The following is a 13,393-nucleotide window of genomic DNA, read 5'->3' as shown; positions in this document are numbered from 1 at the left end:
CCGTGATCATCATTTGGGCCCGTGCCAGTCGATCGGGCAGATCTCTGCGGACTTGCCGCCAAAGTCCCAGACCCGGCCATAGTCGCGCACCTTCGATTTGGTGCCACGCGCCACGATGATGTCAGGTCCCATCCAGTATTTGGAATTTGAGACCATCACCGGATGCTCCGGGTCCTTGCCCGCAAGCATCTCGATCTCTCCCTGGATTTTGCGACCAATCGCGATCCGACGTTTGTTTCCGTCGCGCTCAATCTGGACCGGCGCCCGTTCCGCACCAATGATCTCGCTGACCAGCATAGTAAACAGACCGGTCGTGCCGCCCGCCTGACCGCTGAAGATTTGCAACAAACCGTTATAAGCTTTGCCGCTTGCGCGCTCGTCGACATAAGCGGCGACTTTCCACTGGCCTTCCCCCATCCGGCCCGGAATATCGACCAGCAAGCCGACATTCAGACCCGACAGATCCTCGCCTTCATAGTGGCCTTCATCAACGATGATGCCCATCCAAGCATGGCAGTGACCTTCCGTCGGGGGATGTGAGCCTAGCGACACCACGCAGGGGCAGAACACGTCGCATGAACAATTCAGGATTAACTCGCCCTTGATGGCCCATTCCGTCGGGCTCATCTCTCGCCGCTTGGGATTGGGCATGCGGCTGTCGATACGCTGGCTGACGGGCAGCCGATCGGCGTCTGGTTTTCTGTTTTTAGCCATTGGCTTATCCTCCGTAGCTAATTGGATACACGAGCAGGACAAGACCGCCCGCAATCAACACAAACCCCATTGGACGGGTCACGGCGTGCCCGATCTGAGGAAGTTTCTCCAAAACCATGAACAGGGTCGCGAGCCCCATCCACAACAGGCTCATCACACCGCCGACAAAGCCAAGTGCCATAAAGCCCCAGCAACAGCCGACGCAAAACGCGCCAAGACCCAGTCCCATGCGCACGCCACCTGCAAAACCGGTTCTCCAATGTCCCAGGAAATAGGTCAGCGGGGCATGGCAGACACCGTGGCACACCTCTTTGGCGCGGGAAAACTGAAAGACGCCCACGGCAATCATCAAGCCGCCCGCGATCCATCCGGATTTGGCAATTCCCAGCATGTCGACAACGCCGCCAAACAGCAGAACCAGCTGAATTCCTGCGATCACGGCCGCAAACCCGACCCAGACGACGGAATACCCGGCCAGAACCCCCAGCCAGCCGGCGCGGCTGCCATTTGCGCTGCGGATCAGGTCATCGTAACTGCGCAGGGTCGGGATCAGGGTCGGCAGCATCATGGCCGCCATCATGATCGCCCACATTGAAAACAGCGGGCCGAACTCGGCCATGGGCATGTACATATCCATGCGCGGATCCATCGCGGCCATCGCCTGCCCCATCGGCCCCGGACGGCCGATCAGATCAAGGTCCATGTCCCGGCTCATCGAGAACATGACCCACCACGCCCACAAGATCAGAACATAAAAGCCCAGCCACATTCCGCTGCGCAGCCACGTACGACTCACTTCGGCCTCCCGACTCAACTCCCTTGCTTTTCAAATGTCAGACTTTTAAATGTCAGACAAATAAAAATTTGCCCAAGGTCGTCTGAAGATGAAAACCGCGCCCCGGAAAACCGCAGACCTGTCTGCCCAGATCGCCCAGGCCATTCGGGATGCGATCGTATCGGGTGAACTGATCGTGGACGCGCGCCTGCCGTCCGAAGCCGAACTGTCGGATCAGTTCCAGGTCTCTCGCCCGACCGTACGTGAGGCATTGAAACGGCTGGCCGCGCAATCCTTGATCCGCACGCAACGCGGCGCTTCTGGCGGAGCGTTCGTGAATCGCCTGAGCTTTGAGGATGCCTATTCTCAGCAAGTCACGACTTCGACATTGCTGCTGTCGATGAATGCGGTCAGCTTCGATACCGCATGCGAAGCGCGATATGCCCTGGAAAGGGCCTGTGCGGCCTTGTCTGCCCAGCGGCGCACGGCAGATCACCTGGCGACCATGCGGGCAGAAATATTCCGCCAGTCCCAACCGGGCCTGACGGACGAAGCATTTTGCGCCTCGGACGTGACTTTCCATCGCGCGCTGGTGGATGGGGCTGGCAACCCGGTCCTGTCCTATCAGCTGGCAGGCGCCGTGGAAGCGATGCAACCGTTGATGAACATGATCACGTTTACCGCGCGATCCCGCGAAGAGATCATCGGACTGCACAGCAGAATAGTGGACGCGCTTGAGGCAAAAGACGCAGACACCGTAGACACCGCACTTATTGATCTGGAACATTACACACGACGGCTGGCCCACGACGTGGTCGAAAGCAAACGTAAACCGATCTGAGGGCCGCATTCGAAACAAGATCAGAACAAGGGGCATACGAACGGGCAGATTGTCATCCGGCGCCAAGATCGGAACTTTCAATATGAATTGAAGTTCAATGACTTACGGGAGGACGTTATGAACCAAAGACCGGATCCAAGTTTTTATCCATCCGCGAAACTGGCGATGGAGGGCCCCGCCGAGACACTTGCATTCACGCTGATGCTCAGCCCTGACTTTTCTCAACCCGACGGGCTGGCGGTTGTGAATGTCGATCCAAGCTCGGACGATTTCGGAAAGATCGTGCATCAGGTGATCATGCCCGAAAAGGGTGACGAATTTCACCATTTCGGCTGGAACGCCTGTTCTTCTTCCCTGTCGCCGCTGAGCGGTCACGCGTTTCTGGAGCGGCGCTATCTGATCATCCCGGGCATCCGGTCCAGCCGGATTTATGTCATTGACGTGAAGAACCCGCTAGAAGCCAAGATTCACAAGATCATCGAACCCGAAGAAGTCTTTGCAAAGACAGGGTACTCCCGTCCGCACACGATCCATTGCGGGCCCGAGGGGATCTACGTCAGCACCCTTGGTGGTGGTGGCCCTGACGGCACAGATGGCCCTCCGGGCATATTCATCATGGATTGCGAGACCTTCGATATCATCGGGCGCTATGAGATCGAGCGCGGCGTGCAGGACAAGCATTATGATTTCTGGTGGAACCTACCGCGTGACTACATGGTCAGTTCCGAATGGGGGCTGCCGCCGCAATTCGAAAACGGGCTGGTGGCCGAGGATCTGTTGTCCAACAAGTACGGCCACCGGATCCATTTCTGGAACCTTCGGAACCGGACGAATATTCAAACCATCGATCTGGGCGAAAACCATCAGATGGCCTTGGAAATCCGCCCCGCGCATGATCCCGTTAAACAATACGGGTTCTGCGGCGTTGTCGTCGACACAACCAACCTGCAAGGTGCGATCTTCACCTGGTGGCGCAATGATGACGGCACGTTCGAAGCCAAGAAGACCATAACAATCGATCCGCAACCCGCTGATCCTGATGATCTTCCTGACCTTCTGAAGGGCTTCTCAGCCGTTCCGCCGCTGGTCACTGATATCGACCTGAGCCTGGACGACAAGTACCTCTATGTCGCGTGCTGGGGAACCGGCGAGATGCATCAATACGATGTATCCGACCCGATGAACCCAACCCTGGCAGGCAAGGTCGAGATCGGCGGAATCGTCAAAAAGACAAAGCATCCAAATGGTCAAACCTTTGGCTATGGTCCACAGATGGTCGAAATCAGCCGCGACGGCAAACGCGTCTATTGGACCAATTCGCTCTATTCCACGTGGGACGATCAGTTCTACCCCGAGGAAGGTGGTGCGGCCATGGTCAAGGCTGATGTCGGCGAGAATGGTGGTCTGACATTGGATCCGAAGTTCTGGGTAGAGTTTCCCAAGGGCTATCGCAGCCACCAGATCCGGTTGGAGGGCGGAGACTGTTCAACCGACAGCTTCTGCTATCCGTCGGTCTGAGTTGGAATTTTTGATGTCATCAACGGCTGGCCTGTGGCTGGCCGTTGTTCTGAGCGGCGCCTATCACGGCCTGAACCCCGGCATGGGCTGGCCACTGGCGGTGTCTTCGGCTTTGATGGAACAACGCCAATCCGCGCTTTGGGGTGCACTCGCGGCTTTGGCTGGCGGGCATTTCGTAGCCATGCTCGGCGTACTTCTTCCTTTTGCCCTGATGGCCGTACTGGTCGATTATCAAAATGTAATCCGCATCGGCGCGGCTCTGGTCGTGATTGGCATGGGCCTGTACATCGCGATAACCCGCCGTCACCCCCGCTTTCTTTCGCGGATCCCGCCAAGCAGGCTCGCGCTGTGGTCTTTTCTTGTGGCGCTTGCCCACGGGGCTGCCCTGATGCTGGTTCCAATCTATCTGGGCCTGTGTGCCGTAGATGAACTGGACGCGGGCCATCAAGCGATTTCTCAGATCATGACCACGAACACCCTTTTGGTTCTGGGCGTCGCCGCGCTGCATACGGCCGCCATGGTTTTGGGTGGCGGGTTTTTGGCCTTTGCGGTCTATCGTTGGCTTGGTCTGCAATTCCTGTCGCGCAGCTGGTTCAACCTGGAGCTCCTCTGGGCCCTGAGCCTCATTCTGGTCGGTGGTCTGGGTCTTTGGTCCGCAATTGGCTGACCTTGTACTTTGTTTTGAAACGCGCTTTGTCTGCATCGAAACAAAACTGGAGCTTCCGAATGCAGGACCAAACCCGCCCAACCGAAGTGCTGCGTCAGGGCAAAATCGACGACTGGACGGCCGCCACATCCCATGCCTTTACCCGCGAGTTGTCTGACGGCACCCTGCCCGAGAACAAGATGCGCTGGTATCTGCAACAGGACTATCAGTTCGTCGACGGTTTCGTGCGTCTTTTGGCCAGCGCCATCGCGCATGCGCCGACCCTTGCCGACAGCGTACCGGCCGCGCAGTTTCTGGCGGTGATCACAGGCCCCGAGAACACCTATTTCCTGCGCGCGATGGACGCTTTGGGCACTGAGCCCAGCACCGAGCCCGCGCCCGCCACACGCGCGTTTCAGGATCTGATGGCCGAAGCTGCAGCCTCTGGCCGTTATCAGAAAATGCTGGCGGTACTCGTCGTGGCGGAATGGGTTTACCTGAGCTGGGCCAGCCCGGAAAACCCGCCCAAGGACGGCTTGCCGTTCTGGTTTGCGGAATGGATCACGCTACATGCGGGCGAAGGGTTCGAAAGCGTCGTGGAATATCTGCGCAGTCAGCTGGACAACGTCTGGCCGACGCTGGATGCGGCCGAACAGGCCGAGGTCACGCGACTGTTCCATCGCGCTGTCGAACTGGAACGTGATTTCTTTGACGCCGCCTACGCGGCCTGAACCATAAGGGGGCCGGAATGGTCGCAACTCTGAACGTCATCGCGGCATTGCTGACCATCGGGTTCGGCGCATTCGGGTTTCTGGCGCCGGCCCACACCGCGTCGGCCCTGGATTTGGCCCCGACCAACAGCACGATGGGGTTGTCCGAGATGCGCGCCTCGGTCGGTGGTTTGTTTGTTGTGACGGGGATTGCCGTTATCTGGCTGAACAACCCAATGGCCTATGTCATGCTGGGCATTGTCTATTCCGGTGCAGCGCTGGGCCGGTTTGTGTCGGTCGCGCTGGACAATCCCCCCTTGGCCAAGGCGTTGATCTTTGGGGGAATCGAACTGGTTTTGGCCGTCTGGCTGATTGCTGCAAACTTCAACAAAGCCACCTAACAGATTGGAAATGTTAAACACGGTTGCGTTCATTCTGAGTTTGCATCCACCCATTACCTCACCTATATAAGAGTCGTCCTTCGGGACTATGGACATAAACGCGCTCGTAATAAGCGGATCGGACCCGGGGGCGGTACCCGGCGGCTCCACCAACCATCCTTCGTTTGGGGATTTTGGGGCCGAAACAGGATCGACGAACGTCTAAAGGGGTTAGCTTTGTCTCGGCTGTCTGCCACCGTTACCGGCGAAAACAGTACAATTGCAAACGACAATCGTGCTCCGGTTGCAGTTGCTGCGTAAGCAGTAGCAAGACCGAAACTTAAGCCCTTGCGCCTAGCCGCGTAAGGCGGGGTTCGCAGGTACCTGGCAACAGAAACCTGCATTAATCACCCACATGTCTGATTTTTTTTACCCGCCCTTAGGCGGATTCAGAGTTTATTCATTCCTTTTTGCCATCTTGCCAGCACTTGGACAGGAGAACTGGGATGACGAATTCAGAGATACTCAGAAAGTGGTACTCCGAGGTTTGGGAAAATGGAAACACCGAAGCAATTGATCAGTTCTTCGCACCCGAAACGATGGCCGAGGGGCTGATTCCGGAAATGCAGGTCGGTGCGGACGATTTCCGGGATCTGGTCATGGCGTTCCGCCATATTCTGGGGGACATCAAGGTCGAATTGCCCAAGATCATCGAAAACGGCGACTGGGTGTCCGCCATTCTGCATGTGCGTACTTTTCGTGCTGACAATGGCGCGCCGCTGGAAGTCACCGGCCAGGTCATGGCGCGGTTCAAGGACAAAAAGATGGTTGAAGCCTACAACCATTTTGACTTCATCTCGTTTTTTGAAGAACTGGGCCAGTTTCCATCGGACACCCTGCCCGTATGCATGACCGGGCAACGTCTGGACTGGGCGTGAACCCAAAGCAATCTTGACCCCCATGACCCTTGCGCGCTAGCAATTGCCATGGGGTAAGATTGCGAACGCCCCGTGAGGCGACAGCCCAAGTTTCGCATGTATCCGCGGTCACAAGGAAACATGCCATGGCATCGCCCAACTCTATTTCTCCCAAACAGCTCCTGCGTCTGATTGGTACTCCGAACGTGCCCGTTCTATTCGACGTCTGCCTGAATGACGATTTTGAAGAAGATCCCTATCTGATCCCCGCATCAATCCGGCACCCGGCCGCAGATCTTCGGGAGCTTTCGTGCAAGATCTCCGATCGCCCAGCCGTGATTATCTGTCAGAAAGGCAAAAAGCTGAGCCAGGGCGTTGTCTCCTGGTTGCGCAGCGAAGGCCATCAAGCCGAATATCTGGAAGGTGGAATGCATGCCTGGCGCGACATGGCCGATGCACCACGTGTGCCCGCAGCACGCATTCCTGATCGAATTGGTGGCAACACGTTGTGGGTCACGCGTCACCGACCCAAGATCGACAGAATCGCATGTCCCTGGCTGATACGCAGGTTTGTTGATCCCGACGCCAAGTTCCTGTTTGTGGCACCCGGCGAAGTCGAAAGCGTTGCGACTGTTTTCGGGGCGTCACCTTTTGATATCGAGAACACGTTCTGGAGCCACCGAGGGGACAATTGCACGTTTGACACCATGCTGGATGAATTCGGGCTTCACTCCCCTGCGCTGGACCGGTTGGCGACGGTCATCCGGGCAGCGGACACGAACCGGCACGCGCTTGCACCCGAAGCGGCGGGATTGCTGGCGGTGTCCGTCGGGCTTTCAAGGCAGTATCGCGATGACCATGAAAACCTGAAAGCCGGGATGAACCTTTACGACGCGATGTATCGCTGGGCGCGCGATGGGTTTGACGAAAGCCACGACTGGCCCACCGGGCGAACGTCATGACACCGACACTGGCCGAGATTACCAAGGTTTTTGGCAGGATCGGTCTGCTGTCTTTCGGCGGTCCTGCGGCTCAGATCTCCTTGATGCATCAGGAATTGGTCGAACGCCGACCCTGGCTGGATGAACAGACTTACCTGCGCGCACTGTCTCTGTGCATGTTGCTGCCGGGCCCCGAGGCGATGCAGCTGGCAACCTATGCGGGGTGGCGTCTGCGCGGCGTTGCTGGCGGGCTGATTGCCGGCAGCTTGTTCGTGTTGCCCGGCGCGTTGGTGATTGCGGTTCTGGTCGCGCTCTATTCAGCATTTGGCGATGTTCCCTTGGTGCAGTCGGCCTTCACGGGCATCAAGGCAACCGTCATCGTCATCGTTTTGCAGGCGCTCCGCAATCTTTCGCGCAAGGCATTGAATGATCGCGAGCATCGAACAATCGCAATCCTGTCCTTCCTGGCCATTTTTCTGCTGAACCTTCCTTTTCCGGCGATCATATTCGTTGCCGCAGCCTGGGGGTACGTGACCTTCAAAGGACCCGTAGAAACTCCCACGCGAGAAGGAACACCACATCTGGCGCGGTCTCTGCGAACGATTGCTGTCTGGTTGCCCCTTTGGTTGGGCCCGCTCGTCGCTCTGAGCGTCACAGGCCATCAACTGCTGAGCGATCTGGGGTGGTTTTTTGCCCGGCTCGCCGTTGTAACCTTTGGCGGCGCATATGCCGTATTGGCCTACATGACCCAAACGGTTGTCGACCAGTACCACTGGATCAGCACGGATCAGATGATTGATGGGCTGGGGCTGGCGGAAACGACTCCGGGGCCGCTCATACTTGTCACACAGTTTGTCGCCATGCTGACCGGACAACTGACCGGCGGGTTCACGCTGGCGCTTGCAGCCGGAGCGGTAGCATTGTGGGCGACGTTCGTTCCGTGCTTTCTTTGGATTTTTCTTGCGGCCCCATATCTCGACCGTCTGGCCGCGCGTCCCCGCCTGTCTGCGGCCCTGCATGGAATCACCGCGGCCGTCGTCGGAGTGATTCTCAACCTTTCCGTGTGGTTCGCCCTGAATGTTCTTTTCGAATCAGTGTCTGAAAAATCATGGGGTCCTCTGGCAATCCCCATGCCGCAGATTTCCGCGTTGAATTTTACCGCGTTCGGTCTAACTATCCTTGCTGGAGCCTTGATTTTTCGACTAAAATTAGGGATGGGAACCGTGCTTGCCCTGATGTCGATTGCCGGCCTGGCTGCACACAATATCTGATCAATACGGTCGTACCCGCCCTTTCGTTTCCGAACAAAACCCCTATGCTGAGCATAACCACTTTTGAGGATCACACATGTCGCAAGGCATCGATTATGGAAACCTGATGCACACCGCCATGCGCGGCCTGATCAAAACAGTGCTGAAGGAAGTTTCTGAAACCGGTCTACCCGGGGCGCATCACTTTTTCATCACTTTCGACACACGTGAAGATGGTGTGGAAATCGCCGACTGGCTGCGTGAACGATATCCCGAAGAAATGACCATCGTCATGCAGCACTGGTTCGAGAACCTCGAAGTCGGAGACCTCGGCTTTGGCATCACTTTGAACTTTGGCGATGCCCCGGAACCGCTGTACGTCCCTTATTCTGCAATCAAGACTTTCGTGGACCCATCCGTGGAATTCGGCCTTCGCTTCGAAAGCCCGGAAGACGAAATCGAAGAAGATCAAATCATCGAAGACGACATCGAAGTCGAAGAAGAAGAAATACATCACGATGCGGATATCGTATCGCTGGACAGCTTTCGGAAATGAACCTTCAAACCCCGCCCGGCGCGGGGTTTATCGTTTCATCAGGAAAGTCTCGACCGATCGTGATTTTTGACCATCTATGAATCGTGAAAACGCGAGGTTCAGCCCGCCTTGGGCAAGCGTGCGGTCGAATTGCTGCAACTCATATCCTCCGTCCTCGTCAATGAACAAAGAAAACACGGTCAGTGTTTCGCCGACGATGCGGCCCCATACAAATGGCTCGCCCTTCATCGGGTCCAGCGGGACTTCGTGACCAAAGACATTGCGTTTCATCGCCGCCGAAAACACATCCGGGCGGTCTGACTGAACAAAATCAATCGAGAACTTCTGTTCCTTTACGCGTCCATCCAGCTTGTATGTCGTCGTCCGCCAACTGACGTTGAAACCGTTCTTGGTCTCGACGATGGAAACGCTCATGTCGCGGGGCGTTGTCGTGCCATCCGCGTCCACGACTTCGGCTGAACCGATATAATCTCCTATGAACGGTGTAATGTCTGCCGCGCGAGCCGCTGCGCTCAGAACCGACAGCCACAAAGCGCAAACTGCAAGTATCGCGGCAGCTTTTTCAAGCTTAAGGCGATGTAAATTTGGCATTTTATCCTCCTGGGCGGTCATTTCTCTATTGTAGCCCAGAGGTGTCCGCAAACAATGCACATTCCCCGCCAATAACGATTAAAGTGACGCACCCCGCGCCTATACCTTTGGCGTCCTTGAGTTTAAGGTGCGCGCAACTGGCCGATTGCGTCACGGCGTGGCTGCGGCTAAACGGCATACAACTGCATACCAGACGGAGTGACCGATGTCTCAAACCCGCACAGAATCCGACAGCTTTGGCCCGCTCGAGGTTCCTGCCGACAAATATTGGGGCGCGCAGACGCAGCGCTCGATCATGAATTTTCCCATCGGCTGGGAAAAACAGCCGGTCGCCATCGTGCGCGCGCTGGGCGTGATCAAAAAAGCCTGCGCCATGGAAAACAAGGCAACGGGTAAACTGGACGCAAAGATAGCAGATGCGATCATTCAGGCCGCAGGCGAGGTGATTGAGGGCAAGTTCGACGACAACTTCCCGTTGGTCGTGTGGCAGACGGGTTCGGGCACCCAGTCGAACATGAATGCGAACGAGGTCATCGCCAACCGAGCCATCGAGATTCTGGGCGGAAAGATCGGATCCAAAGACCCGGTACACCCGAATGACCACTGCAACATGGGACAGTCGTCGAACGACACCTTCCCTACCGCCATGCATATCGCAACGGCGATGAGCGTGCGCGACGTGCTGCTTCCGGGGCTTGAGAAACTGGCGTCCGGGCTCGAGCAGAAGGCCGAGGAATTCAAGGACATCATCAAGATCGGCCGAACCCATACGCAGGACGCGACACCGTTGACACTGGGTCAGGAATTCAGTGGCTATGCCCACCAGGTTCGTCAGGGGATCGCACGTGTACACGCGGCAATGCCGGGGATTTATGAACTGGCCCAGGGCGGTACGGCCGTTGGCACCGGCCTGAACACCCAGCACGGCTGGGACAAGGCCGTCGCAGGCCATATGGCCCAGATCACCGGCCTGCCCTTCGTGACGGCACCGAACAAGTTCGAAGCGCTGGCCGCCCATGATGCCATGGTCTTCCTGTCGGGCGCTTTGGCGACGATTGCCGGCAGCTGCTACAAGATCGCAAACGACATTCGTTTCCTGGGCTCCGGGCCTCGTTCCGGCCTGGGTGAGCTGATCCTGCCGGAAAATGAGCCCGGCTCGTCGATCATGCCCGGCAAGGTAAACCCAACGCAGGCCGAAGCGCTGACGCAGGTCGCCGCGCATGTGATGGGCAACAACGCGGCGATGAATTTTGCCGGGTCGCAAGGTCATTTCGAATTGAACGTCTACAATCCGATGATGTCCTACAACCTGCTGCAATCGATCCAGTTGCTAGGGGATGCCACCGACAGCTTTACCGAGCGGATGCTGCTGGGCATCAAAGCGAACGAGCCGCGCATCGACAAACTGATGAAGGAATCGCTGATGCTGGTCACGGCGCTTGCCCCTACAATCGGTTATGACAATGCGACCACCGTTGCGAAAACCGCTCATAAGAACGGCACCACCCTCAAGGAAGAAGCCATCGCACTGGGCTTCGTGGACGAAGCGACCTTTGATGCCGTCGTCCGTCCCGAACAGATGATCGGCCCGAAAGACTGATGGGCAAGCCGGTCAATCTGAACCGGTATCGAAAAGAAAAAGCGCGGGCCGTGAAAAAGGCCCGCGCCGACCGGAACGCCGTCGCGTTTGGGCGAACGAAAGCTGAAAAAGAAGTCGTGAAGCTTCAACAGAAAAAACAAAAGCGCGACCTCGACAATCATGAGCTGGACGAATGAGCGGCCGCCCTGTCAAACGCTCTTTGACCCTGAAAGGGCATCGAACCTCGGTATCACTCGAGGATGAATTCTGGCGTGCTTTTCGCGAGATCGCTCAGGAACAAGATAAGCCAATCAATGTCTTGGCGGCTGAGATTGATGTGGAGCGCGACCCGGAAACGGGTCTTGCATCCGCCATACGCGTCTTTGTGCTGAACTGGTTCCGAAACCCTGATTGAGACTTGTCACGTCGTCGCCTCGACGTGTAACGTGAGCTGGAACAAAAAGGGTACAACCATGAGCGACACCATTACCGGGCCGGATGGGCAGCAAAGATGCACATGGTGTCAGGCCGCGCCCGAATTCTTTGAATATCACGACAATGAATGGGGTTACCCTGTCGACGATGACCAACGGTTGTTTGAAAAACTGTGCCTCGAAAGCTTTCAGTCAGGCCTCAGCTGGCGGACAATCCTGAACAAGCGCGAAAACTTCAGGAAAGCCTTCTGCGGATTTGATTTCAACAAGATGGCCGCGTTTTCTGATGCAGATGTGGAACGCCTGCTACAGGACGCCGGGATCATCCGTCATCGCGGCAAGATTGAAGCGGTGATCAACAATGCGCGTTGCGCGCAGGACCTTGTGGCCGCCGAAGGATCTCTGGCGGCTTATGTCTGGCGTTATGAGGCTGAAACGCCTCCGCCCCCGCAAACAGCATCCACATCACCCGAATCCGTGGCCATGTCGAAGGATCTCAAGAAACGGGGGTGGAAGTTTGTCGGCCCTACAACCGTGTTTGCGTTCATGCAGGCCATGGGGTTGGTCAATGACCACGCCGAGGGCTGCATCGGCAGAAAAAAAGCGGCACAGATGCGCCGCTCTTTCATCAAACCTGCCTGACGGATCAGACCGAGGCTTTGTAAATCTTGTCGATGTTGCCACCCAGAGCCGCGTTGAATTCGGCATCTGACTGCTGCTTCGACAGACCTTCGGTCAAAGCCCGCGAGAAGGATGCGATCATTTTGCCGTTTCGGCTCAACAGGTCGCAGGCTTCTTCCGTCGAATAACCGCCCGACAGGGCCACAACCCGCAATACCCGCGGGTGGTCTGCCAGCGCGTCATACAGGTTCGCCTTTGTCGGGATCGTCAGCTTCAGCATCACTTCCTGACCCTCGGCCAGTTGATCGAGGTTTTTGAGGATTTCAGCCTTCAGGATGTCTTCTGCTTCGGCCTTGGTTTCCGAATGGATGTTCACTTCGGGTTCCACGATCGGAACCATACCGGCATCGGTGACTTCGCGGGCGACGTCGAACTGTTGCGCAACCACCGCCGCGATGCCGTCGGCATTCGCTTCGTGAATGACCGAGCGTTCCTTGGTGCCGAACACACCATCGGCCTTGGCCAGGGTCTCGGCCAGACCGGGGATCGGTTTCATCATCTGAACGCCATTTGCCTGTTCTTCCAAGCCTTTGTCGATCTTCAGGAAAGGCACGATACCTTTGACCGACCACAGGTAATCGGCAACCTTGCGGCCTTCGATCTCTTCGCCCAGGGTACGTTCGAACAGGATTGCACCAATCACTTTGTCCTTTGTGAAATCGTCGGCCAGAATGATGCGGGCACGCATCTTCTGGATTTCACCGAACATCTCTTCGTCTGAGTTGTAGTCGGATGCCTCGACACCATACAACGCAAGCGCTTTCGGGGTTGATCCGCCGCTTTGATCCAGTGCCGCGATAAAGCCCGTGCCGTTGATCATCTGCGCGCGCTGTTCTGCTTTGGACATATTGTTTTCCCGT

17 protein-coding genes and 1 other RNA gene are annotated in these 13,393 nt (G+C 56.8%); 14 read left to right on the top strand and 4 right to left on the bottom strand.

Annotation, left to right across the window (positions count from 1 at the left end; genetic code table 11):
* Positions 1 to 9: 9 nt before the first annotated feature.
* Positions 10 to 714: a DUF1326 domain-containing protein gene (locus tag GS620_RS02695; protein WP_171116019.1), complete on the bottom strand. Its 705-nt coding sequence runs from the start codon at positions 712 to 714 to the stop codon at positions 10 to 12.
* Positions 715 to 718: 4 nt separating this feature from the next.
* Positions 719 to 1,483: a DUF2182 domain-containing protein gene (locus GS620_RS02690; protein WP_171614483.1), complete on the bottom strand. Its 765-nt coding sequence runs from the start codon at positions 1,481 to 1,483 to the stop codon at positions 719 to 721.
* 115 nt (positions 1,484 to 1,598) lie between these two features.
* Between GS620_RS02690 and GS620_RS02685 the strand changes: the two genes are divergently transcribed.
* The 10 genes from GS620_RS02685 to GS620_RS02640 all read left to right on the top strand — a co-directional run bounded on the left by GS620_RS02685 (position 1,599) and on the right by GS620_RS02640 (position 9,248).
* Complete coding sequence (locus tag GS620_RS02685) at positions 1,599 to 2,330, top strand: FadR/GntR family transcriptional regulator (RefSeq protein WP_171613939.1); 732 nt, start codon at positions 1,599 to 1,601, stop codon at positions 2,328 to 2,330.
* A 117-nt stretch (positions 2,331 to 2,447) separates the two neighbouring features.
* Entirely contained in the window at positions 2,448 to 3,848 is a 1,401-nt protein-coding gene (locus GS620_RS02680; protein ID WP_152457916.1) for a selenium-binding protein SBP56-related protein, read from the top strand.
* Positions 3,849 to 3,861: 13 nt separating this feature from the next.
* Positions 3,862 to 4,515 (top strand): hypothetical protein, encoded by a 654-nt coding sequence (locus GS620_RS02675; protein WP_171613937.1) that lies wholly within the window; start codon positions 3,862 to 3,864, stop codon positions 4,513 to 4,515.
* 59 nt (positions 4,516 to 4,574) lie between these two features.
* Complete coding sequence (locus GS620_RS02670) at positions 4,575 to 5,225, top strand: TenA family protein (RefSeq protein WP_171613935.1); 651 nt, start codon at positions 4,575 to 4,577, stop codon at positions 5,223 to 5,225.
* Between the two features lie 17 nt (positions 5,226 to 5,242).
* The gene (locus GS620_RS02665; protein WP_152457913.1) at positions 5,243 to 5,605 is read left to right on the top strand and encodes a DUF4345 family protein; all 363 of its coding nucleotides are present in this window, start codon (positions 5,243 to 5,245) and stop codon (positions 5,603 to 5,605) included.
* Positions 5,606 to 5,641: 36 nt separating this feature from the next.
* Positions 5,642 to 5,989, top strand: a transfer-messenger RNA (tmRNA) gene (gene ssrA, locus GS620_RS02660).
* 101 nt (positions 5,990 to 6,090) lie between these two features.
* Positions 6,091 to 6,522: an ester cyclase gene (locus GS620_RS02655; protein WP_152457912.1), complete on the top strand. Its 432-nt coding sequence runs from the start codon at positions 6,091 to 6,093 to the stop codon at positions 6,520 to 6,522.
* A 125-nt stretch (positions 6,523 to 6,647) separates the two neighbouring features.
* Entirely contained in the window at positions 6,648 to 7,463 is an 816-nt protein-coding gene (locus GS620_RS02650) for a sulfurtransferase/chromate resistance protein (protein WP_171328494.1), read from the top strand.
* Positions 7,460 to 8,713: a chromate efflux transporter gene (gene chrA, locus GS620_RS02645; RefSeq protein ID WP_171231678.1), complete on the top strand. Its 1,254-nt coding sequence runs from the start codon at positions 7,460 to 7,462 to the stop codon at positions 8,711 to 8,713. Before GS620_RS02650 ends, chrA begins: the two co-directional genes overlap by 4 nt.
* Before the next feature lie 76 nt (positions 8,714 to 8,789).
* Complete coding sequence (locus GS620_RS02640; RefSeq protein WP_152457909.1) at positions 8,790 to 9,248, top strand: SspB family protein; 459 nt, start codon at positions 8,790 to 8,792, stop codon at positions 9,246 to 9,248.
* A gap of 27 nt (positions 9,249 to 9,275) precedes the next feature.
* Here the strand turns inward: GS620_RS02640 and GS620_RS02635 are convergent, their stop codons facing one another.
* On the bottom strand, positions 9,276 to 9,839 hold the full coding sequence (locus GS620_RS02635) for a hypothetical protein (protein ID WP_171613933.1): 564 nt from the start codon (positions 9,837 to 9,839) through the stop codon (positions 9,276 to 9,278).
* Between the two features lie 205 nt (positions 9,840 to 10,044).
* Here GS620_RS02635 and fumC point away from each other — a divergent pair, with 205 nt between their 5' ends.
* The 4 genes from fumC to GS620_RS02615 are packed head-to-tail and all read left to right on the top strand — an operon-like array spanning position 10,045 to position 12,494.
* Positions 10,045 to 11,439, top strand: coding sequence for a class II fumarate hydratase (gene fumC / locus GS620_RS02630; RefSeq protein ID WP_171613931.1), 1,395 nt, complete (start codon positions 10,045 to 10,047; stop codon positions 11,437 to 11,439).
* Positions 11,439 to 11,615 carry a DUF4169 family protein gene (locus tag GS620_RS02625; protein ID WP_170344391.1) on the top strand — a complete coding sequence of 59 codons (177 nt, stop codon included), beginning with the start codon at positions 11,439 to 11,441 and terminating at the stop codon, positions 11,613 to 11,615. Before fumC ends, GS620_RS02625 begins: the two co-directional genes overlap by 1 nt.
* Entirely contained in the window at positions 11,612 to 11,833 is a 222-nt protein-coding gene (locus tag GS620_RS02620; protein WP_170344392.1) for a ribbon-helix-helix domain-containing protein, read from the top strand. Before GS620_RS02625 ends, GS620_RS02620 begins: the two co-directional genes overlap by 4 nt.
* 58 nt (positions 11,834 to 11,891) lie before the next feature.
* Entirely contained in the window at positions 11,892 to 12,494 is a 603-nt protein-coding gene (locus tag GS620_RS02615) for a DNA-3-methyladenine glycosylase I (protein ID WP_171613929.1), read from the top strand.
* 4 nt (positions 12,495 to 12,498) lie between these two features.
* On the opposite strand, the gene GS620_RS02610 is transcribed toward GS620_RS02615, so the two are convergent.
* Positions 12,499 to 13,380 carry a fructose bisphosphate aldolase gene (locus GS620_RS02610; RefSeq protein WP_170344395.1) on the bottom strand — a complete coding sequence of 294 codons (882 nt, stop codon included), beginning with the start codon at positions 13,378 to 13,380 and terminating at the stop codon, positions 12,499 to 12,501.
* Between the last annotated feature and the right edge of the window lie 13 nt (positions 13,381 to 13,393).

The organism is Ruegeria sp. HKCCD6428, assembly GCF_013110595.1.
Classification (GTDB): domain Bacteria; phylum Pseudomonadota; class Alphaproteobacteria; order Rhodobacterales; family Rhodobacteraceae; genus Ruegeria.
The sequence above is the reverse complement of the archived record's forward strand: the minus strand, read 5'-3'. Positions and strand labels throughout refer to the sequence as shown.

Bases quoted from the DNA above. Each gene is read 5' to 3' on its own strand.
- GS620_RS02695 (WP_171116019.1), bottom strand. From the start codon at position 714: ATGGCTAAAAACAGAAAACCAGACGCCGATCGGCTGCCCGTCAGCCAG.
- GS620_RS02640 (WP_152457909.1), top strand. From the start codon at position 8,790: ATGTCGCAAGGCATCGATTATGGAAACCTGATGCACACCGCCATGCGC.
- GS620_RS02610 (WP_170344395.1), bottom strand. From the start codon at position 13,380: ATGTCCAAAGCAGAACAGCGCGCGCAGATGATCAACGGCACGGGCTTT.
- GS620_RS02690 (WP_171614483.1), bottom strand. From the start codon at position 1,483: ATGTGGCTGGGCTTTTATGTTCTGATCTTGTGGGCGTGGTGGGTCATG.
- chrA (WP_171231678.1), top strand. From the start codon at position 7,460: ATGACACCGACACTGGCCGAGATTACCAAGGTTTTTGGCAGGATCGGT.
- GS620_RS02650 (WP_171328494.1), top strand. From the start codon at position 6,648: ATGGCATCGCCCAACTCTATTTCTCCCAAACAGCTCCTGCGTCTGATT.
- GS620_RS02670 (WP_171613935.1), top strand. From the start codon at position 4,575: ATGCAGGACCAAACCCGCCCAACCGAAGTGCTGCGTCAGGGCAAAATC.
- GS620_RS02680 (WP_152457916.1), top strand. From the start codon at position 2,448: ATGAACCAAAGACCGGATCCAAGTTTTTATCCATCCGCGAAACTGGCG.
- GS620_RS02685 (WP_171613939.1), top strand. From the start codon at position 1,599: ATGAAAACCGCGCCCCGGAAAACCGCAGACCTGTCTGCCCAGATCGCC.
- GS620_RS02625 (WP_170344391.1), top strand. From the start codon at position 11,439: ATGGGCAAGCCGGTCAATCTGAACCGGTATCGAAAAGAAAAAGCGCGG.
- GS620_RS02675 (WP_171613937.1), top strand. From the start codon at position 3,862: ATGTCATCAACGGCTGGCCTGTGGCTGGCCGTTGTTCTGAGCGGCGCC.
- GS620_RS02655 (WP_152457912.1), top strand. From the start codon at position 6,091: ATGACGAATTCAGAGATACTCAGAAAGTGGTACTCCGAGGTTTGGGAA.
- fumC (WP_171613931.1), top strand. From the start codon at position 10,045: ATGTCTCAAACCCGCACAGAATCCGACAGCTTTGGCCCGCTCGAGGTT.
- GS620_RS02635 (WP_171613933.1), bottom strand. From the start codon at position 9,839: ATGCCAAATTTACATCGCCTTAAGCTTGAAAAAGCTGCCGCGATACTT.
- GS620_RS02620 (WP_170344392.1), top strand. From the start codon at position 11,612: ATGAGCGGCCGCCCTGTCAAACGCTCTTTGACCCTGAAAGGGCATCGA.
- GS620_RS02665 (WP_152457913.1), top strand. From the start codon at position 5,243: ATGGTCGCAACTCTGAACGTCATCGCGGCATTGCTGACCATCGGGTTC.
- GS620_RS02615 (WP_171613929.1), top strand. From the start codon at position 11,892: ATGAGCGACACCATTACCGGGCCGGATGGGCAGCAAAGATGCACATGG.